This window comes from Micromonospora sp. 4G55 (assembly GCF_016803375.1).
Genome location: NZ_JAEVHN010000059.1, coordinates 1 through 18,465 on the forward strand (window position 1 = coordinate 1; position 18,465 = coordinate 18,465).

At 68.6% G+C, this 18,465-nt stretch carries 22 protein-coding genes and 2 pseudogenes; 18 read left to right on the forward strand and 6 right to left on the reverse strand.

Features of this window, described 5'->3' with window-relative positions:
• Both JNW89_RS08045 and JNW89_RS08050 read right to left on the reverse strand, forming a co-directional pair.
• Nucleotides 1-133 (reverse strand): annotated as a pseudogene (locus JNW89_RS08045) (sigma factor); the annotation flags it as partial.
• A 147-nt stretch (nt 134-280) separates the two neighbouring features.
• Nucleotides 281-643 carry a hypothetical protein gene (locus JNW89_RS08050; protein ID WP_238448376.1) on the reverse strand — a complete coding sequence of 121 codons (363 nt, stop codon included), beginning with the start codon at nt 641-643 and terminating at the stop codon, nt 281-283.
• A 331-nt stretch (nt 644-974) separates the two neighbouring features.
• Here JNW89_RS08050 and JNW89_RS08055 point away from each other — a divergent pair, with 331 nt between their 5' ends.
• Both JNW89_RS08055 and JNW89_RS08060 read left to right on the forward strand, forming a co-directional pair.
• On the forward strand, nt 975-1,169 hold the full coding sequence (locus tag JNW89_RS08055; RefSeq protein ID WP_238448377.1) for a hypothetical protein: 195 nt from the start codon (nt 975-977) through the stop codon (nt 1,167-1,169).
• On the forward strand, nt 1,163-1,570 hold the full coding sequence (locus JNW89_RS08060) for a hypothetical protein (RefSeq protein WP_238448378.1): 408 nt from the start codon (nt 1,163-1,165) through the stop codon (nt 1,568-1,570). The genes JNW89_RS08055 and JNW89_RS08060 overlap by 7 nt, the downstream gene beginning before the upstream one ends.
• 33 nt (nt 1,571-1,603) lie before the next feature.
• Here the strand turns inward: JNW89_RS08060 and JNW89_RS38600 are convergent, their stop codons facing one another.
• Complete coding sequence (locus tag JNW89_RS38600) at nt 1,604-1,915, reverse strand: transposase (RefSeq protein ID WP_375155059.1); 312 nt, start codon at nt 1,913-1,915, stop codon at nt 1,604-1,606.
• A 548-nt stretch (nt 1,916-2,463) separates the two neighbouring features.
• Here JNW89_RS38600 and JNW89_RS08070 point away from each other — a divergent pair.
• A complete protein-coding gene (locus JNW89_RS08070; RefSeq protein WP_238448379.1) occupies nt 2,464-3,150 on the forward strand; it encodes a DUF4396 domain-containing protein in 687 nt (228 codons plus the stop codon).
• 94 nt (nt 3,151-3,244) lie between these two features.
• On the opposite strand, the gene JNW89_RS08075 is transcribed toward JNW89_RS08070, so the two are convergent.
• Nucleotides 3,245-3,574, reverse strand: a complete 330-nt coding sequence (locus JNW89_RS08075; RefSeq protein WP_238448380.1) for a hypothetical protein — start codon at nt 3,572-3,574, stop codon at nt 3,245-3,247.
• Between the two features lie 427 nt (nt 3,575-4,001).
• On the opposite strand from JNW89_RS08075, the gene JNW89_RS08080 reads away from it, so the two are divergent.
• The 6 genes from JNW89_RS08080 (at nt 4,002) to JNW89_RS08105 (ending at nt 7,195) form a co-directional block, all read left to right on the forward strand.
• Nucleotides 4,002-4,598 carry a molybdopterin-dependent oxidoreductase gene (locus tag JNW89_RS08080; protein ID WP_238448381.1) on the forward strand — a complete coding sequence of 199 codons (597 nt, stop codon included), beginning with the start codon at nt 4,002-4,004 and terminating at the stop codon, nt 4,596-4,598.
• A complete protein-coding gene (locus JNW89_RS08085) occupies nt 4,568-5,308 on the forward strand; it encodes a ferredoxin reductase (RefSeq protein ID WP_238448382.1) in 741 nt (246 codons plus the stop codon). The genes JNW89_RS08080 and JNW89_RS08085 overlap by 31 nt, the downstream gene beginning before the upstream one ends.
• Before the next feature lie 2 nt (nt 5,309-5,310).
• Complete coding sequence (locus JNW89_RS08090) at nt 5,311-5,604, forward strand: DUF6510 family protein (RefSeq protein ID WP_238448383.1); 294 nt, start codon at nt 5,311-5,313, stop codon at nt 5,602-5,604.
• 154 nt (nt 5,605-5,758) lie between these two features.
• A complete protein-coding gene (locus JNW89_RS08095) occupies nt 5,759-6,169 on the forward strand; it encodes a GNAT family N-acetyltransferase (RefSeq protein ID WP_238448384.1) in 411 nt (136 codons plus the stop codon).
• A gap of 341 nt (nt 6,170-6,510) precedes the next feature.
• On the forward strand, nt 6,511-6,906 hold the full coding sequence (locus JNW89_RS08100; RefSeq protein ID WP_238448385.1) for a hypothetical protein: 396 nt from the start codon (nt 6,511-6,513) through the stop codon (nt 6,904-6,906).
• Entirely contained in the window at nt 6,890-7,195 is a 306-nt protein-coding gene (locus JNW89_RS08105; protein ID WP_238448386.1) for a hypothetical protein, read from the forward strand. The genes JNW89_RS08100 and JNW89_RS08105 overlap by 17 nt, the downstream gene beginning before the upstream one ends.
• Nucleotides 7,196-7,298: 103 nt before the next feature.
• Here the strand turns inward: JNW89_RS08105 and JNW89_RS08110 are convergent, their stop codons facing one another.
• Nucleotides 7,299-8,216 (reverse strand): NADP-dependent oxidoreductase, encoded by a 918-nt coding sequence (locus tag JNW89_RS08110; protein ID WP_238448387.1) that lies wholly within the window; start codon nt 8,214-8,216, stop codon nt 7,299-7,301.
• A gap of 919 nt (nt 8,217-9,135) precedes the next feature.
• Here JNW89_RS08110 and msrB point away from each other — a divergent pair.
• The 6 genes and pseudogenes from msrB (at nt 9,136) to nhaA (ending at nt 15,159) form a co-directional block, all read left to right on the forward strand.
• Nucleotides 9,136-9,614 (forward strand): annotated as a pseudogene (msrB, locus tag JNW89_RS08115) (peptide-methionine (R)-S-oxide reductase MsrB).
• A 9-nt stretch (nt 9,615-9,623) separates the two neighbouring features.
• A complete protein-coding gene (msrA, locus tag JNW89_RS08120) occupies nt 9,624-10,130 on the forward strand; it encodes a peptide-methionine (S)-S-oxide reductase MsrA (RefSeq protein WP_238448389.1) in 507 nt (168 codons plus the stop codon).
• Nucleotides 10,131-10,178: 48 nt separating this feature from the next.
• Nucleotides 10,179-10,343: a hypothetical protein gene (locus JNW89_RS08125; RefSeq protein WP_238448390.1), complete on the forward strand. Its 165-nt coding sequence runs from the start codon at nt 10,179-10,181 to the stop codon at nt 10,341-10,343.
• A gap of 332 nt (nt 10,344-10,675) precedes the next feature.
• Nucleotides 10,676-11,332 carry a TetR/AcrR family transcriptional regulator gene (locus JNW89_RS08130; protein ID WP_238448391.1) on the forward strand — a complete coding sequence of 219 codons (657 nt, stop codon included), beginning with the start codon at nt 10,676-10,678 and terminating at the stop codon, nt 11,330-11,332.
• 575 nt (nt 11,333-11,907) lie between these two features.
• The gene (locus JNW89_RS08135) at nt 11,908-12,438 is read left to right on the forward strand and encodes an OsmC family protein (protein WP_238448392.1); all 531 of its coding nucleotides are present in this window, start codon (nt 11,908-11,910) and stop codon (nt 12,436-12,438) included.
• Between the two features lie 822 nt (nt 12,439-13,260).
• Nucleotides 13,261-15,159, forward strand: coding sequence for a Na+/H+ antiporter NhaA (gene nhaA / locus JNW89_RS08140; protein WP_238448393.1), 1,899 nt, complete (start codon nt 13,261-13,263; stop codon nt 15,157-15,159).
• Nucleotides 15,160-15,215: 56 nt separating this feature from the next.
• On the opposite strand, the gene JNW89_RS08145 is transcribed toward nhaA, so the two are convergent.
• Nucleotides 15,216-15,467, reverse strand: coding sequence for an integrase core domain-containing protein (locus JNW89_RS08145; RefSeq protein WP_309139961.1), 252 nt, complete (start codon nt 15,465-15,467; stop codon nt 15,216-15,218).
• Between the two features lie 208 nt (nt 15,468-15,675).
• On the opposite strand from JNW89_RS08145, the gene JNW89_RS38015 reads away from it, so the two are divergent.
• The 3 genes from JNW89_RS38015 to JNW89_RS38020 form a co-directional block, all read left to right on the forward strand.
• On the forward strand, nt 15,676-16,494 hold the full coding sequence (locus JNW89_RS38015; RefSeq protein ID WP_238448395.1) for a hypothetical protein: 819 nt from the start codon (nt 15,676-15,678) through the stop codon (nt 16,492-16,494).
• On the forward strand, nt 16,410-17,009 hold the full coding sequence (locus JNW89_RS08155; RefSeq protein ID WP_238448396.1) for an SWIM zinc finger family protein: 600 nt from the start codon (nt 16,410-16,412) through the stop codon (nt 17,007-17,009). Before JNW89_RS38015 ends, JNW89_RS08155 begins: the two co-directional genes overlap by 85 nt.
• Nucleotides 17,006-18,465 (forward strand): DUF6493 family protein (locus JNW89_RS38020; RefSeq protein ID WP_238448397.1); only part of this gene is annotated, 1,460 nt, incomplete at its 3' end. The genes JNW89_RS08155 and JNW89_RS38020, both read left to right, overlap by 4 nt.

The following is an 18,465-nucleotide window of genomic DNA, read 5'->3' on the forward strand; positions in this document are numbered from 1 at the left end:
GCCAGGCCCGGGCGTACGCCTCGTGCACCACGTCCTGCGCCTCGGCGGCGTTGCCCGTGAGGGCGTACAGGCAGTCGTAGAGCCGCTGCCTGCTACCTCGGTAGAACGCGTCAAAGCTCTCCTCGCCCGACATGCGTCCCCTCCCCTCCCCGCCTGGTCGTACCCCTAGTCACGCCGCACCCCCGCCGGCGGTTGCCTGCTGGGCGGTGGTTTCGCTCCAGAGCCGGCGGGGGGTACGCAGTGTTCCGGAAGCACGGACACTAAGCACCGCCGTCAGCCACTAGCTCTTTCCGCAGGGTGTGACGACCCGGTGTCCGAGAAGATTGGCAACGTCAGCGATGAAGCCAGGATCACGTGGCGGCCAGTTCCAGAATTCGAAGCCGAGGTAGCCGAAGCCCCACGGAGGGCTCCAGTGCCACTCGTTGAGACCGGCCGACTTGCCGCAGTGCGGGCAGCCCTCGACGCCACTGCCGCCGGCGTACCAGCTGTCGATGCTCTCAGAGAAGCTGGGCCAGTGCTCTTCATCGTCCTGATCAACGACGGCCGATTGGCAGTGTGGGCACACGATCCGACCTACGGCCATGGAGTAGAACGCCGCCCGTCCCGTGACCACGTTGAGCCCGTTGACCCCCTGACGGTGCATGTGCGCCTAAGGCTGGGTAACGGCGATGCGTAGTCCGGCCACAGCCGCCGCTGCCCAGGGCGCAGCCTCACCTGCACGCTGAACTCCGGCTACGCACCCACCCAGACCATCACCGACGCCGCCGGGATGGGCTGGCGTCCTGACCCGGCCGACCTACCATGGGTGCCGTCGCCGAACCTCCCGCAGGCACCCCGCCCGCCGCAAGATCAGTAACAGGCCGGTAATTGGCCCTGGTTTACCGTCCATTCCTGCCGGGTCCCCGTTTTCGCACCCGCCCCTAACGGCGCGCCGGGACCACTCCCCCGCCAATTGCTTCTTAAGGAGCCGTCCCATGAACGTGCCCCGTACCAGCAGGCGTAGACGCGCCGCCTGGGCGGCGGCGGCCGCCGTCACCGCCGTGCTCGCCGGCTCGGCGCCCGCCGTCGCCCAGTCCTCCTCCGGTACCGACTCCGCCCGGGCGAAGGTCGACGCGGCCGTCCTCGACTCCGTCACGGCCGGCAGGAGTCGACCTTCTTCGTCGTGCTGAAGCAACGGGCCGACCTCACCGCCGCCAAGTCCGAACGCAGCCACGCTGCGAAGGCCAAGGCCGCTTACGAGGCGCTGCGCATTGAGGCGGACAGCAGCCAGAGGTCGCTGCGGTCTGTCCTGGACCGGGAGGAAGTCGGCTACCGGCCGTTCTGGATCGCCAACGCGCTGCTGATCGCCACCGACGACCGGGCCCTGGTCGAGGAGCTGGCTGCCCGCCCCGATGTGGCCCGCATCGTCAAGGAGCAGCAGTATCGGCTGGATGCAGTGGAGGCGACCTCCTCCGGCTCGCAGGCGGCGGCCGGCGTTGACAGTCAGCAGCGGCGCACAGTCGTGCTCGAGGCATGCCTGATGAAGGCTGTCGCGGTGGCCACGGCGGTTCTCGTCAACTCCGAGGCCTAAGCTTCGCGAAGAAAGCCGTCGCCCGCTTCAATATCACCACGTCCTCACGCAGCCGCCGATTCTCCCTGCGCAGCTGCGCCAGCTCGGCTCGTCGCTGGTCAAACCGTCCGACCGGTCGCCCGCGTCGAGCTCGGCCTGCTTGACCCACTCCCGCACGGCGGTCTCGGTCAGGTCGAAGTCCTTCGCGACCTGACCGATCGTGCGGTCTCCCCGCTGGCACAGCTCGACGATCTCGGCCTTGAACTGCCTTGAACTGCGCCGTGAACGACCGGCGAGGCCGAGGCCGTTCCCTACCCACGCTCTCCATGATGCTGGACATCCTTCCGGAGCCCGCTGGCTCCCGATCTCGGATGTCCGTCAAAGCGGGTCAGGCCCACTGGCGTTAGCCATGGCCCGCCCAAGCTGCTCGTGGACCGGACCACAGGAGCGGGGAGATGGACTTCCGCCAACAGGCGCCGCCGGGAGCAGGAGGAGCGTCAGCGCGCGATCGACGCGGAGAACCGCCGGCGGATGGAGCAGACCCAGCAACGTCGTTAACGCGTCCCTAGATCCAATGTGGGTCCCGGCTAGCGCGCCTCGATCGATGCTAGAAGCAGCAAGAAGGTATCGAACGGGTCGCCTGCAAGCGACGCGCCGCGACACCAGGCGGGGTCGTAGCCGAGCTACGAGGCACAGGTTGACAGCGGATGCCAGCAGACGATGCACCACAGCCGCGTTCACACCGATGAGGTTCGAGTGCCGGCTAGTTGGCGGGGCAGGCACGCGTTTTCCGCAACCCATCTGGTAGGAGCTGAAACACTTGGAGGCACGTCGGGACTTCCCCACTGGGCTTGCGTTTCGGCAATGCGACCACTGTCGTTACGTCACATGGCAGGAGACGGGGAGGTCACACGTTGCTGTTGCTGCTCTCGTGGACTGCGCTTGCTGTCGGGATTGCCGGCTCCGCCGCTGTCGTTGTCGACAACCTCATTCTCAGGTATCGCCAGCCGGTCAAGATCATGGAGTTGGTCTGGCCGGTCACCGCGCTCTACATCGGCCCGGCAGCTGTCGTGGCTTATTGGAAGTGGGGCCGACCGCGGTCTCACCGATGGCGGCAGCGACACGGCCGCCCGCCCAGGAGACCACGACAGGCCACCTTTCTAATCCAACTCTGTCACGATGGCGCCCACTGCGCCCTCGGCACCATCCTCGCTGAGGCGGCGGTCTTCGCCATTGGCATCGATACATCCGGCGGCAAGTGGTGGGTCGAGTACACCTCCGGCTACTCCATGGCGGTGGCCATAGGCGTCGTGTTCCGATACTCCGCCGAGGCTCAGCGACGGCGGCGTAGGATATGGGCCGCAATAAAGGCCTTTGCCAGGGCCGATTTGGCGGGCGTGTCCGCCTTCGAATTAACTCTATTCATTTGGCTGGCGCTGGCGGAACACGCCATTTTCCCGGCGGCCTCCCTGCGCAGCATTCCGGTTTACTGGTTCATTACCCAGATCGGACTGATTGCCGGTTTCATTGCAGCCTTGCCGACAAACTTGTGGCTGGCCCACCACGGAATCAGGGCCGAACCGCCCGACGCGTTCGAGTAGTTCGAGTAGGTGGCGCCGCCGCCTGCTCTCACCGGCGAGGAGCAGGCCGAACGCCAGAATCGTGCTGCCACGCTGGCGGCCGAATCTCGTCCAGTCATCGGTACCGGCCGTCGTAGCGGACTCCGCTCCGGGTATCCGTGAAGCTGACGCCCACCCGCACTCCGTCCTCGACGGTCCACCGGACCGTGTACGCCGCCCGGTACGTCGGCGGCCAGAATGAAGAGAAGGTCCCCTCACCCGTGACAGACCACTCGCCGGCTGACGATGTGCCCCTGTCGACGTAGGTCGTTCGACCCTCCGCCGTGAACGATTGAGTTGCACCGTCTTGGAACACAAACTGTGCAGCGGTCAGGGCGGCGATCATGTCCGCCGCATCGACCGGCTGGCCATCGACAACGTCCCCACCGGAGGGGTTAGGGTCCATCGAACTCTCCTGACATCGGGCAAGACGCTGGTCGCCGCCATCTCGCAGCGGCGACGACATGTCGAACGACCAACTCGGAACAATCTCTAGCCGCACCCTATGGACGCTATCGTCCATTACCCTCTCGCTGCGGAGGCATCTGCCAGATAAGGACGCACCGCCACGACCGCCAGGCGCGCTGCCGCTGCTCCGAACCACCGACGGCCAGCGAGGCTTGCGGACCGGTGCCGCGCCAGCCTACTCTGGACGCGATGGTCCAGTTAATATATCCCGGATTGCGGGCGACCACGTCCCTACCGGGGAGAATCTCATCACCGGGGCGCTCGCTGGCGACGACGTCATGGGGGTACCACCTCGACATCGACCGGCCGAGTGGAAGCACGGGTGGCAGCGGGATCGCGGCGGCTCGGCCGCTTGGGAGGGGCGCATGGCAGTGATCACACGCGGCTTCGGCGGCCGCAGACGCGACGACACCGACCTCCCGCCCGGCCAGTACCGCACGGACGACTTCCCGGTGCTGTCGGCGGGACCGACACCGCGCATCGGCCTCGACGAGTGGCAGCTCGCCGTCGTGACCGAGACTGGCGAGCGGAGCACGTGGTCATGGGCGGAGTTCACCGCCCTTCCTGCCGACGAGCCGACCGTGGACATCCATTGCGTCACGCGCTGGTCGAAGTTCGGCACGAGTTGGCGAGGCGTCTCGGTGGACACGTTGCTGGCCGACGTTGAGACTGCGGCCGAGTACGTCGTCGCCCACTCCTACGGCGGCTACACCACGAACGTGCCGCTCGAGGATCTTCTCGACGGCCAGGCCTGGGTGGCGTACGAGTTCGACGGCGAGCCGCTGGTGCCGGTGCACGGCGGGCCAGCTCGTCTCCTCGTTCCTCACCTGTACTTCTGGAAGAGCGCGAAATGGCTGCGCGCTCTGGAACTGCGTCTCGACGACGAGCCCGGGTTCTGGGAGACGGCCGGCTACCACAATGACGGGGACCCATGGCGCGAGCAGCGGTACCGGGAAGACTGACCTGGCAGCCTGCGACCGTCGCCGCCACCCGGGCGGAGACTGCGACGGCGCGGACCCTGGTCCTTGACGTCGACGGCTGGACAGGTCACGTGCCGGGCCAGCACGTCGACGTCCGGTTGACGGCTCCCGACGGCTACACGGCGTACCGCAGCTACTCGATCTCGTCCGCCCCGGGGCCCGACCGGCTCGAGGTGACCGTCCAGGCGGTGACCGACGGTGAGGTCTCGCCGTACCTCGTCGACGTTGCAGAGCCGGGTGACCAACTCGAGATCCGTGGACCGCTCGGCGGCTGGTTCGTGCGCCGACCCGCCGATCCGCGCCCGGCGTTGCTGATCGGCGGCGGGTCCGGCGTGGCGCCCCTGATGTCGATGGTGCGTGCGGCGACGAATCCCACCAGGCTGCTCTACTCGACGCGATCCCCGTCCGATGCGCTGTTCACCGCGGATCTTGCAACTGCACGAGCCGCAGGCGATGGGCATGTCGCCGTCACACACGTCTATACCAGGGTCGCGCCCCCCGGCTGGCCGGCCCCACCCCGACGACTGGACGCGGACGCCCTCGCCCGCGTCGCCTGGCCCCGCGGCGCCGACGCTGTGGCGTTCGTCTGCGGGCCCACCGGATTCGTCGAGACCGTTGCCGATCTCCTCGTCGACATCGGCCACGATCCCGCGAACATCCGCACTGAACGTTTCGGACCCACCGGAGGATGACCATGTCGACCACCAACGTCGGAGCCGACGACGCACCCTGGGTGGACGGTAACGCCCTCGCCGGACCGCTCGGCGAGATCATGGGGACCGACCTCACCGTTGCCGAGCTCACCTGCGCCGGGTGCCGGACGACCCGTCCGCTGGCCGCGATGCGCGTGTTCGACCGAGCGCCCGGCTTCGTCGCCCGATGTCCCGGCTGCGAGGACGTCGTCATGCGCGTGGTGCGCACGGCCGGCCGTGTCCTGGTCGACCTGCGTGGGTCGCTCGTCCTCAGCCTCTCGGTGCCGACTGCCTGAGCGCTAGCAATCCGGGCAATCGGGGCGAAACCGATGATGCCAACGTCTCCGATGTCGGTGACGCAATAGTCCGAGGCGGGACACTCCTGCCACTTCAACCGACCTGACTGGACACTCCCAGGTCGCTGACCAGACGCGGGATTCAGGAGACAACATGGCGGGCAACGCCGAGGACATGATCACGCTGACCAGTGCCGAGCAAGATTTTGGTGGCTCGAACCTGTCGGGAGCCACCGCGCCCGACGCGGAAGACCTCGTCATCACCAACAACAGCGCGCTCGGCATCTACGAGGCGGCGATAGGGGGCCGGACAGCCGCTGGGCTCGTCTACAGCAAGGTCGGGAGCCGCGTCATACTGTTGGCGACATCCGTGTTCCCCGAGTTCCGGGGGAAGGGAGTAGCCGCCAGGCTCATCGGCGGCGTCCTCGACGAGCTGCGTATGCAAGGAAAGACCGCCACCGTCACGTGTCCGTTCGCGGCCGCATTCGTCAATGCTCATCCGGAATATGCCGACGTTCTAGACCCGGCATTCCCTCGGTCGCACACAGCCGGGCATGGGCATTGAGCACGCGTCGTCGCGTCTGAACGCGCGCCGACCGCTGAGAAGGTTCAGGCGTCCCCAACGGCGGGGTACATCGCGTGAAGGTTAGGTGGGCGCCGGCGACGAGTACCGCGATGCGCTCGGCAAGCTCGTCGGCGTCACGCTGGAGCAGCGCCAGTTGGCCAGGGCGCGCAAGGACTACGCGACGGCCGACGCTCTGCGGGACGGGCTGGCGGCGGCCGGGGTCGTCGTCGAGGACACGCCGAACGGACCGCGCCGGTCGCCCCGGACGTTGAACTCGGTCGATGGCTCGGGCGCCGAGGCGGCGGGCGCGGCGCGTACTCCTCGAGGTGGCCGACCTGCGGATGCTGCCGGAGTACGTGTCCGCCGGGCTCGGGGTCGCGGTGGTGCCCGACGTCGTGCCGCTCGCCGCGCCCGGCACGGCCGCGGTTCCGCTGCGCGACCCGGGCCTGACGTGGCCGCTCTCGATCGTCACCCGCGGCCGCAAAGCCGCCAGCCGGGCCGCGGCCACGCATTCGTGCACCGTAACGCTCGCCCCGATCCAGCGTGACAACGTCGTCGGGACCGGACCGCACTACCTTCGAGCCGCCAACCGGGGCTGTCTCGGCCTCGCCGTACACGACCGGGTAGGCGTCCCGTGTAGTGCGCAGGCCGCGATGAGCTGCTGCTCGCCGATCACCACTGGAAGTAGGGGCCGGGGTAGGCCTTGGCGAACTGGTCGGCATGGGTGGAGTCGCTGATCGCACCATCGAGCGCGACCACGTGCGGGTCCGCCGAGTCACGGTCTCGCCGAATGTGCTGGTGGTCTCCCCGCGGGCGCGGGCTGCGGACGCGTACGGGCACGTCCGCAGCCCCGCCGGCGTGATCCCGGCGTTACGTTTCGAGGGTCTGTTGCGGCCGGCCATGATGTCGACCTCGGCGATGGCGCCGGTCATCCAGCTCGACTTGTCCGACAGCAGGAACGACACCGCGTTCGTGATGTCCTTCGGGCTGCCGGGCGCTGGTTACGCCGGGTGCCCGCCCAGGTAGCGGACCAGTCCGATGACGTCTTCCGGTACGAGTCGCCCGAACTGGCCACGGCGGTTGACGTTGATCCACAAGGAGGGCAGGACCGCTCGCTGTCCCCGAGTCCTTAGGGACGAACGCGGATGATCGTCTTCCCGGTGATCCGATCGGTCGGATTCAAAGCGGCGACGGCGTCGTCGAGGGCCGCGACGTTGCCGATGTTCGTCCGGAGTCGTCCGTCCCGCACCCGCCGGACGACCTCACCCAGTTGAGCGCGATCGGGCAGGACGACGAAGTCGACCGCCAGGCCGTCGGCGGGCCGCGCCTCCGGCGGCCCGACGACGGACACCAGCGTTCCTCCGGCTCGAATCAGGCCTGCGGACCGCTTCCCGATGTCGCCGCCGATGACATCGAACACCAGATCGACTCCGCCGACGGCTTCGAGGGCGTCGTTCTCCAGGTCGACGAACTCCTGCGCGCCGAAGTCGAGCGCCGTCTGACGGTCGGCAGTGCGCCCGGTGCCGATGACGTAGGCGCCGGCCTCGCGTGCGAGCTGCGTCACCATCGAACCGACTGCGCCGGCCGCGCCGTGTACGAGGACGCTCTGCCCCGCCTGAAGGCGGCCGTGCTCGAACAGTCCCTGCCACGCGGTCAGGCCCGAGATCGGCAGGCTCGCGCCCACCGTGAAGTCGACGTCGCCGGGCAGCGGCGCGAGGTTACGCGCCTCGACGGCCACATACTCCGCCAGGGTGCCGTCGCGTGTCCAGTCCGTGATGCCGAACACCCGCTGTCCCACAGACAGTCCCGTCGTGCCATACCCGAGAGCGCTGACCACTCCGGCCAGCTCGTGCCCAGGGATCGACGGCGTCCGGTCACGGCCGAGGCGATCGGTCCAGGTCGAGGGCCACGACATCTCAGTCGGGACGAATCCCGACGCATGAACCTGAACGACGACGTCGTTCAGCGCCGGTTCCGGCTCGGGCCGCTCCACCAGCGTCATCCCGGCCGTTCCCGCAGCCTGGTCCGTCACTACAATCGCCTTCATCCGGCGCCTCCCTGTATCCAGTCCTCGTTTGTACGGTCACGAGGTGCAAGTTTCGTTTCACCAGCATTAGCGGCGCCTCGGTCTCTTACCACGTTGATCGGTAGCGGTTGTGGCGCGAGGGTGTCGAGGAACGAGCGCGATAGCGAAGTCGTCGGTATGGCGGCGCCGGGGTCGAGGCCCCGCCGGCGCGATCCCGGCGTCACGTTTCGAGGGTCAGTTGCGGCCGGCCATGATGCCGCCGTCAACGTCGAGAGGGCGCCGGTCATCCAGCTCGACTTGCCCGACAGCAGGAATGACACCGCATTCGCGATGCCCTCCGGGCTGCCAACACGCCTCAGCGGGTGGAAGCTGCCGACGGTGCGACAAGGGTTCGACCGCGGCCCCGACCTTGTCCTGGTCTCGGCCCGTGATCACGGCGGTGCCTCCCGCAGCGACGACTTGGTGGGCCGTGGCGAGGCCCATGCCGCTGCTGCCGCCGACGACCGCGACCTTCGGCCCTCGAAACTCTCACTCATGACAGTTGTTCCTCCCCACCGAATCGCGATTTATGTTGGCAGCACCCGGTCCCGGGGAGTGGCGCGACGTCCGTAGAACTCGGCGCCGGTGGGCAAGTCGGACAGTCGCCGCTAGCGGAGGCACCCAGTCGGACGCCCTGAACCTAGCCGCAGTAGAACTGGTCGGTCAAGTCCAGTCTTGGGGTCAAGCGGGCGCTACTGTGGCGGCGACTTATCCCAGGACACCCACCGTAACGACGGCTTCCAGCCGGCCGCTTCCGGAAGTCTTTCCGGACCTGATGGTCCGGGAAGGGTAGGGGCCCGCGGGAATACAACCGGCCCGTAGGGTGTCTGTACATTCGGGCATCCAGGTGCGTTTCACCTCGTTCCCCAGCTTCGCGCCGAAAGACCGGGAAGGGAGAGCTGTGCCCCCAGCAGACCCAGTACCACAAGAACCGGAAGCCGTTTCGCGGCTCGACCCGGAGCAGTACCGCGTGACCCAGCAGGACGGCACTGAACGCCCGTTCGCCGACGCCTACTGGGACAACCACGAGCCCGGCAGCTACGTCGACGTCGTGTCCGGCGAGCCGCTGTTCGCATCGGTCGACAAGTACGACAGCAACTCCGGCTGGCCGAGCTTCACGAAGCCGATCGCCAAGACGAACGTCGTCGAGAGCGAAGACTCCGGCCACGCGAGGATCCGGACTGAGGCCCGCTCGCTGCACGGGGACAGCCACCTCGGCCACGTCTTCAACGACGGTCCCCCGACAAGGGTGGACTGCGCTACTGCACCAACTCCGCGTCGTTGCGGTTCATCCACCTCGACGACCTGGAGAACGCAGGGTACGGCGAATACCGCACACTGTTCACGAGTGACACCAACACTGACACCGACGACAAGTAAGGAGGCGATGTGACCACCGAAAAGGCGATCCTCGCCGGCGGCTGCTTCTGGGGCATGGAGGAGCTGTTCCGCCACCAGCCCGGCGTCGTGTCCACGCGCGTCGGCTACAGCGGGGGCGACGTCCCGAACGCCACCTACCGCAACCACGGCACCCACGCGGAGTCCATCGAGGTCGTCTACGACACCGAGAAGACCGACTTCCGCGCGCTGCTCGAGTTCTTCTTCCAGATCCACGACCCCTCGACGAACAACCGCCAGGGCAACGACATCGGCACCAGCTACCGCTCGGCGATCTTCTACACCAGCGACGAGCAGAAGCGGGTCGCCGAGGACACGATCGCCGACGTCGACGCCTCGGGCCTGTGGCCCGGCAAGGTCGTCACCGAGATCACCCCCGCAGGCGACTTCTGGGAAGCTGAGGCCGAGCACCAGAACTACCTGAGGACCTACCCCAACGGTTACACCTGCCACTTCCCCCGCCCCGGGTGGAAGCTCCCGAAGCGGGCGACGGCCTGACACCTCCCGGCGCGCGGACCCCGGGTCCGCGCGCCGGCCCGAGCCGAGGTGGTCGGCCTGGACGAGGAGTCAGCCGGATGGGTGCAGGCTCTCTCCGAGACCGGCGCCGAGCGAGACGTGGCATTCGATCGGCTGCACGGGATGCTGGTGCGCGTGGCGTTGCGGGAGGTGCGCCGACGCGCGACGCGCTCCCCGGTGAACGGGCCGCACTGACGGACGGTGTTGTTTCATGGCCGCAGCCAGGTTCAGCTGCGGGTGATGCGTGTGACGTGCAGACGCATGTCAACAAGCGTTGACACACGCTGACCTCCGGCGCGCCGCTCACGACTCATCGCCCGAGCAACTCCTGAATTGCCACAGCGAGGACCAAATAGTCCCGGAAGAACCGCCCTATCGATGATCTCGCGGACATAGCACCCGTTCAATTAAGCTGGCGGCGCATGCGTTCGCCCTTCACCATCACCCGAATGCGACATAACGCCGGATGGACTCCAAGGCCCCATCCTCCATGGGTTATCTGGCGCGCCGCTGGATACACTTGACCGATGGGCGACGAGCAGGTGGCTGCGCCGTCGAAGCAGCGGAGGATCAGTCAACGGGGCATCGCGACGCGAGAGCGGATCCTCGAGGCGGCGAACCGGCTGATGTTCGTGCGGGGAGTGAACGCGACGACCCTTGACGACGTCCGCGAGGCAAGCCAGACGAGCAAGTCTCAGCTTTACCACCACTTCGCCGACAAGCAGGAGCTCGTGCGCGCGTTGGTCAAATATCGAGGCGCGCTTGTGCTCCAGCGCGAGCGCGGAGGGCTCGAACGACTGAGATCGTTCTCCGGGCTGGTCCGGTGGCGTAACGCGCTGGTCCAGGCCAACTCGCTGAACAACGGCAGATACGGGTGCGGCCTCGGGTCGATGGCTGTCGAGCTGTCCGATCAAGATGAGCAGGCTCGATCAATGCTGTCGGAGACGTTTGCGGCATGGGGAAAGCTGATCAGTGATGGTCTGCACCGGATGCGGGACAGCGGTGCACTGCGCCAGGACGCCGACCCAGAGAAGTTGGCCACGGGGTTGATGGCAGCTTTGCAAGGCGGCTACTTGCTGGCGAACGCCGCGCACAACGTCGCACCCATGGAAGTCGCTCTGGACATGGCGCTGGAACACATCAAATCGTTCCTCGTGGAGCCGTCCGGCGAGCCGACCCGTTAACTGAGCCCTTTTCATCGTGATCAGGCTGGTCACGGCGGGTTTGAGCAGCCCGGAAATCGATGAAGGCGAGGCTCCAGGGACGACAGCAGTCGAACCAAGATCGGATGCCCCGACCGGGAGCCTCGTCGCGACCCCATGCGCGACCCCTGCGCGGCGCGCGCACACCAGTGCCGCCGTGTCGGCGCCTGCCTGTTCGAGCAATGCTGCGTCGACGTCACGGATCGAGTCGTTCCTCGCGTCGTTGGATCGCCTCGTACTGCGACTGCGGAGCACTGAGCATCGATGTTCCTCATGTTGTCCGGATTTGAGTCCGCCCGTGTCGCGGGAGGCGACGACGATCGCCGCCCTGATGCGTGAACGACGGCAACCTCTAGCCTTAACGGACCGATGAGTCCATCTCGGGGTACGGCGTTGAGCGAGTTCAGGTGGGGGCAGCTGGCCCTAACCGCCTATCAGTGCAGCTTAAACACCCCGAGGTTGATGATTCACGAGGGCCGAGCAGTTCTGGCGACGAGTGAGATCAACTGGACTATTCAGTCCGCGAAGGCTAGCCTGCGGAGGTACTCGGTCATGGGGTGAATACGCCCGGCCGCAGCCCCCGCTCAGACTGCGACTCGCTGCTGCTGGATCCGAGTATCTGGAACGTCACTACCAGGATCTACAGGAAGGCGCGGCTGATGGAAACCGATCGGGATCGTGTCGTCGCATCCGCCCGAGCTGTCCTTCCGGCCACTGAGCGCCGGCGCACGGGCATGGCCACCCGCGGCTTCACGTTCGTCGCCGATGAACCTCACAACGGCACACTCGGCGAAGGCCCGACGCCGACGGAGTACCTGTTGATGGCGCTCGCGTCGTGCACTGCTCAGACGCTCAGGCAGTACGTCGACTACAAGTACGACACCGCCGGTGACATCACCGTCGAGATCGACTACCACGAACCCGAGCAGGAAGGCGCAGAGCGTTACCTGCAGCGCACGATCACGCTGAGCGAAGAACCTGACCCCGACGACTTGAAGGTGATGCATGACATTGCCGAGAAGTCCCCGGTGACCCTGCTGATTCAGTTCGCATGGAGCGTGAGGACCGAGTTCGTCGGGCCGCGCTGAAATCAGCCCGCTTGCTGCTCGGCGATCACGGCCGAGCAGCAAGCAGTTGTCGTCCCGCCCCCGGGCGGCGACAGTGTTTCCGTCGACCGCGACAGCTTGAACGCGATGCGGCGCCTTGCATGCGGCGCAGGTCCTGGTCCTGGCGGATGGCCGGTGACTCGTGCCGGCAGCTCAGAACAGAGTCGGTGCAGTCGGCTCGGTGACGGTGGAGCGTCCGCCGAGCAGGGCGAACCGGTCGGAGGTCGTGTCCTCGGGGATCGGCAGCCCGTGGCGCTGCAATGCCTGGTTCAACCCGTGCCCGGACGATCTGCTCGGCGCTGTCTGTCAGTTCGGGCAGGATCGGCCGACGAACACAGTCGGGGAGGACCGGCGTCGGGCATGGCTCGCAGTGTGATCGGCCGGGCCACGGTGGACGGTGCGTGAGGTTCGAGCGAGCGTTGCAGTGCCTCGTCGAGGAAGGCGATGGACATGCCGAGCTCGACCCTGACGCGCTGAGCTGCGACAGCGAGCTGATCCAGGTCGCGGCCTGGCCGCGCTGATCCTGCTCGGCGGCGCACTCGGCGACCGCTACGGCCGCAGGCGAATCTTCCTCGTGGGTATCGCCGGGTTCACCATCGCGTCGATCATGCGCGGTCGTCCCGACCATGAGCCCACTGATAGTCGCCCGCATCCTGCAGGGCATCGGCGGGCCTCGTCGCTCTCTGCACAGCCGGCCACAGCTGGGGCAGCGCGATCAGTACTGAACCGAGGGTCACGTGCCCGCATTGCGGCACGTGATCTAGCTATCCATGCTGGCCCGGCCAGCGCTTCGGAAGGTGACGTGTGACCGAAAGCGAGATGAGCGGCCGAACGATTCGGACGCGGAACCTAGCGGCACCGCTGCGAGCCTTTCTGAGAACTGAGTCTGGCAGCGCCCGCGTGCTCGTGGCAGCCATCGTCGCCGCACTGCTCTGGGCCAACGTCGACCTCGGCTCCTACGAAGCCGTCTGGCGCACCCAACTGTCCCTGCGCCTCGGGCACCCCGAGCTCTCGCGCGACCTGCACACCTGGATCAACAGCGGCTTGATGACCCTGTTTTTCCTGGTCGTCGGCCTTGAGGCGCGGCGCGAGTTCGACCTCGGCGACCTACGCGACCGGCGACGCTTCGTGCTGCCCAGCCTGGCCGGCGTGATCGGCATGCTGATCCCGGTGGTGATCTTCCTGGCGATCAACCACGGCGGCCCGGGCGCGCATGGCTGGGGCGTGGCTATGTCGACCGACACCGCCCTCGCGTTGGGCCTGCTGGCACTGCTTGGCCGAGACGTGCCCGACCGGCTCCGAATCTTCCTGCTCACCGTGTTCGTGGTCGACGACTTGATCGCACTCATCGTCATCACCCTGGTCTACAGCGACAACATCAAGATGATGCCCATCGTGGTGGCCGTAGCGGCGTTCGCGATCATGCTGGCCATCCGCGCAGTCGGCGTACGACGTGGCTCGGCGTACGTGCCAGTCGCCATCGTGATGTGGGGCGCGCTGCTGGTCAGCGGAGTCGACCCGGTGGTGGCCGGACTGGCCATCGGGTTGACCGCGTTCGCCTACTCTCCCGGCCGAGCTGAGCTCGAGCAGGTCAGCGGGCTGTTCCGGTCGTTCCGTGAGCAGCCGACGCCCAAGCTCGCGCGTACGGCTTCGATCGGCCTCGCGAATACGCTATCGCCCAACGACCGCCTTCAGCGCATCTACCACCCGTGGTCCAGCTACGTCATCGTGCCGCTGTTCGGCCTGGCCAACGCTGGCATCAGCATCGACGGTCCGTTCCTGGCCCAGGCGTTCGCGTCACCTGTCACCTGGGGCGTGCTGCTCGGGTATGCCGTCGGCAAGCCGCTCGCCGTGATCGGCACCTCGGCCGGGCTCACCTGGATCTCACACGGCCGCATCCGTCCGGCCGTGGGCTGGGCGGGCGTGCTCGGCAGCGGCACCATCGCCGGTGTCAGCTTCACGGTGTCGCTGCTGATCGCCAGCCTGGCCTTCACCGGCGACCAACTGGCCGAGGCCAAAGTCGGGGTGCTCAGCGCCGCGATCGTATCCTCAGCGCTGACCTGGGCCGCGTTCCGCATCACCAACATGCTGCCCAAGGACAAGCGCACCCGGGCGCTCTTCGGCGACATCACGGAGCTGATCGACCTCATCCCAGAGGTCGACGAGAAGCACGACCACGTCCGCGGCCCAGCCGATGCGTCGGTAACGCTGGTGCAGTACGGCGACTTCCAGTGCCCGTACTGCGGGAAGGCCGAGCCAGTCGTCCGGCAGTTGCTAGGCCACGCCGACCTGCGTTTCGTGTGGCGTCACCTGCCTCTGTCAGACGTGCACCCGCAAGCCCGGCTAGCAGCCGAGGCCGCCGAAGCAGCGGCCGCTCAGGGCAAGTTCTGGCAGATGCACGACCTGCTGCTCGACCACCAGGACAGGCTGAACATCACTGATCTAATCAAATACGCCGGCGACCTCGGTCTGGATCAGAAACGCTTCCACGACGATCTGATAAGCCACGCCCACGCCGACCGCATCGAAAGCGACATCGACTCGGCCGACAACAGCGGAGTATCCGGCACCCCGACGTTCTTCATCAACGGCCGCCGCCACTACGGCGCCTACGACATCACGAACTTGACCGCGGCCATTCGTATGGCCCGAGCCCGAGCCCGGGCCCGCCTCGGCCGCGAGGCACCAGCGACCCTTAAATAAGCGCGTTCCCGCCGGTCGGCCGTCAGATGAGGTTCCCCCGGGATGTGGACACCGGGTTATGCCGCGATCTGGTGCAGCGTAGTCGGTTGAAGGGTTTGTTCGTAGTCAGCGGGGCTGAGGTAGCCGAGCGCGGAGTGGCGGCGTCGGTGGTTGTAGAAGGCGATCCAGCGGAAGACGTCGCGGCGGGCGTCGGCTTCGCTGACCCAGCGGCGGTGGTCGAGGTCCAACTCTCGTTTGAGGGTGGCGAAGACCGCCTCGGCCAGGGCGTTGTCGTACGACGACCCGATCCGTCCCATTGAGCGGCGCACGTCGTGCCGGTGTCGGTGGCATTCCTCCGCTCGGCGCTGCGCAAGGTCCTCGCGGGGCTGGCCCAGAACACCGGCAAGCAGCAGGTGCGTGGCTGCGGCCGGGGTGCCCCCGCCTCCGGCTTGCCGGCTGGCGAGAAGCGGACGCTGCCCTGGTGCTGTCCGCCGGTGCCCGCGGGCGTGTCGGGGGTCGGTCGTAAGTTCTGCAGCCGTGAGCGCCCTTCAGACTTACCGCTACCTCCAGCCGTCCACGCTGCACCGGGGTGACCTGGCGCTGCAGACCAGCGGCGGGCCCGCGACCAACCCGCGGTTCTTCTCCGGTTTCCTGACGACTCCGCAGGCGGCGGCCGCCGGGCTGCTGGCGGTCGCCGAAGTCGCCCGGACCCGGTATCACCAGCCGGTCAGTCCGGCGAGCCTCGATCCCGTGGTCACCGGCAGCCGGGACCGGATGCGCTTCGAGTCGTTCTCCGGCTGCTGCGGGGTGTACGCGCGGCTGGACGTCGTGCCGGCCGGGTTCGACGGCGACATCGTCGAGCACGGCACCACCAACGTCGACGTGAACGCGCCGCTGCGGGAGGCGCTGGCCCGGGTGGGCGGCATCGACCCGCTGCATCTGTCGGTGGGGCCGGACGACCTGACAGTGTCCACCCTCGACGGTCCGGTGGTGGAGAAGAAGGTGCCACTGCCCGGGCGTTGGCTGCGGGGGTTCGCCGAGGTCCATCTGATCGCCGCGGCTATGGAACCGCGGGCGGAGATCCCGGCGGCGGAGGCGGCCGCCTTCCTGCGCCGGCTGCCGGCGGGCAACGACCGGTCGGTGCTCTGGGTGGTGCCGGCCGGGCACTCGCTGCGGCTGACCTCGCGCCCGGTGCCCGGCGCGGTGTGCCTGCCGGCGCCGGACGGCTCGCCACGCTGCGTGGGCTGCTCCGGTACGCGAAGACCCTGCGCGTGTACGGGCCACCGGCGGCGGCCGGGTCGCCGCCGCTGCCGAGCGTCTGGGAGCTCGACACCGGCGCGCTGCGGCTGTCGCTGACCCTGTCGCCGGAGCCCTACCGGGGTTTCTCCGGCGAGGGCGGCGCGCTGACCGCGCTCGCCACGGACGATGTCGCCGACGACGCCGCGCTGGTCGCCGCGCTGCTGTCCTGGGACCCGACGATCGATGTCGACGCGCTGGCCGCCTCGGCGGGGATCTCGGCGGACCGGGTCCGGGCCGCGCTGGCCCAGCTGGGCACCGCCGGCCGGGTCGGCTTCGACGTGGCCGAGGCGGGCTACTTCCACCGGGTGCTGCCGTACGACGCCGGCCGGGCCGAGCGGGACAATCCCCGGCTGGTCGGGGCGCGGACGCTGGTCGAGGCGGGCGCGGTCACGCTCGACGGCGAGGCGGCGACCGTACGCCACGGCGACGAGGTCTACCGGGTCCGCCGCCGGACGGACGGCTCGTACACCTGCTCCTGCCCCTGGTGGGCGCGGCACCGCGGTCAGCGCGGGCCCTGCAAGCACGCGCTCGCCACGACGATGGTGGGCGCTCCGCTGGAGGTCGGGGCGTGACCGATCCGTTCGAGTTCCTGGTCCGGGGCGACGTCGGCGCGGCCGTCGACGCGGTCACGGGCCTCGACGACCAGGGGCGGCGGTCGTTCGCCGACGGGCTGGTGGCCCACGTGCGCCGCCGGCGCGACAACTGGTGGTGGAACAACGAGGCGACGGCCCTGGCGGTGGCCGCGGTCGGGTGCCTGCCCACCGCCGCCACGGCGGCCGAGCTGCTCGGCCGACGGAACGTGTCGCTGCGGGGCGCCGGCGCCGGGCTGGTGGTCCAGGTCGCGCGGACGCGCGGGGTGCCCTGGCTGGCCGAGCTGGCATACCGGCTGGCGGACCGGCTCCGCCGGGACGACCCGATGGACGGCTGGGGATTCGTCGCCGAGCTGCTCACCGCCGAGAAGGCGGCGCCACCCACCGGTGACCAGTTCGTGGAGGGGTGGCTCGCCCTGATGGCGTGGCCGCCGGAGTGGCAGCGACCGGTCCCGCTGGTGGACCGGCTCCGGGCGGACGTGTTCCTCGACGCCCTGGTGCCGCGCCTGTTCGAGGTGGACGGTGCCGGGACGCGGATGTCCTTCGACGAGTTCATGACCGACGAGAAGCTCGCCCTGCCGCGCGCGCTGGCGCGACTGGCCGGCGAGGGCCGCCTGGACCGGACGATGCTGCTCGACGGCTGCGTGAGCCGGCTGTTGCGCGGCGACCGGCCGGCCGCGTTGCGCGCGTTCGTCGCCCTGCACGCCCTGCTGGAGCCCACCGCCAGCGAGGCCGACCGGCATCGCGGAGACTACCTGCGCCTGCTCGCCGACGCCCCCGGGCCCGTGGCGTCGATGGCGCAGAAGACGCTGCGGGCTCTCGACGACGTGGAGGTCGAGGGGCTGCTCGACGCGTCGCGGGCCGTCCTCGTCCGGCCCGACAAGGCGCTGGTCCGCGCGCAGCTCGGCTGGCTGGACCAGCTCGCCCGCCGGCACCCCGACCGGGCGGCGGAGATCGCCGAGGTCATCGCGACAGCGGTCGACCACCCGGCGGCGGACGTCCGCGACCGGGCCGGCACGCTGGCCGCCCGGCACGGGCACGTGGTCGCCCCGCGGGTCGTGGTCGGTGCGGTGGGCGACGACCTGCCGCCACCAGCCGGCCCGCTGCCGCGCCGCCGGCCATCACGACCCGGACGAACTGGCGGAGGAGGCCGCCTCCCTGCTCGGCGGCCCCACGACGGCGTCCGGTCTGGAACGGGTCCTCGACGCAGTGGTCCGGCTCGCCGGTGGCGACCGGGCCCGGCTGAGAGACGCCCTGATTCCGGTGCTGCGGCGGCACCGCGCCGGCGCGGAGGAGCACCCGTGGGATCCGTGCTGCCTGTGCGGTCTCCTCGGCGGTGCTGCACGCGGCGCGACCCGGTCGAGGGGGCGTACGGCGGGGACGGTGGGCCGCGATGCTGGCGGCGTTGCGGCGCCGCACGCCGGGCGGACCGTCCCTC

Bases quoted from the DNA above. Each gene is read 5' to 3' on its own strand.
- JNW89_RS08050 (WP_238448376.1), bottom strand. From the start codon at position 643: ATGCACCGTCAGGGGGTCAACGGGCTCAACGTGGTCACGGGACGGGCG.
- JNW89_RS08055 (WP_238448377.1), top strand. From the start codon at position 975: ATGAACGTGCCCCGTACCAGCAGGCGTAGACGCGCCGCCTGGGCGGCG.
- JNW89_RS08075 (WP_238448380.1), bottom strand. From the start codon at position 3,574: ATGGACCCTAACCCCTCCGGTGGGGACGTTGTCGATGGCCAGCCGGTC.
- JNW89_RS08080 (WP_238448381.1), top strand. From the start codon at position 4,002: ATGGCAGTGATCACACGCGGCTTCGGCGGCCGCAGACGCGACGACACC.
- JNW89_RS08085 (WP_238448382.1), top strand. From the start codon at position 4,568: ATGGCGCGAGCAGCGGTACCGGGAAGACTGACCTGGCAGCCTGCGACC.
- JNW89_RS08090 (WP_238448383.1), top strand. From the start codon at position 5,311: ATGTCGACCACCAACGTCGGAGCCGACGACGCACCCTGGGTGGACGGT.
- JNW89_RS08095 (WP_238448384.1), top strand. From the start codon at position 5,759: ATGGCGGGCAACGCCGAGGACATGATCACGCTGACCAGTGCCGAGCAA.
- JNW89_RS08100 (WP_238448385.1), top strand. From the start codon at position 6,511: ATGCTGCCGGAGTACGTGTCCGCCGGGCTCGGGGTCGCGGTGGTGCCC.
- JNW89_RS08105 (WP_238448386.1), top strand. From the start codon at position 6,890: ATGGGTGGAGTCGCTGATCGCACCATCGAGCGCGACCACGTGCGGGTC.
- JNW89_RS08110 (WP_238448387.1), bottom strand. From the start codon at position 8,216: ATGAAGGCGATTGTAGTGACGGACCAGGCTGCGGGAACGGCCGGGATG.
- JNW89_RS08130 (WP_238448391.1), top strand. From the start codon at position 10,676: ATGGGCGACGAGCAGGTGGCTGCGCCGTCGAAGCAGCGGAGGATCAGT.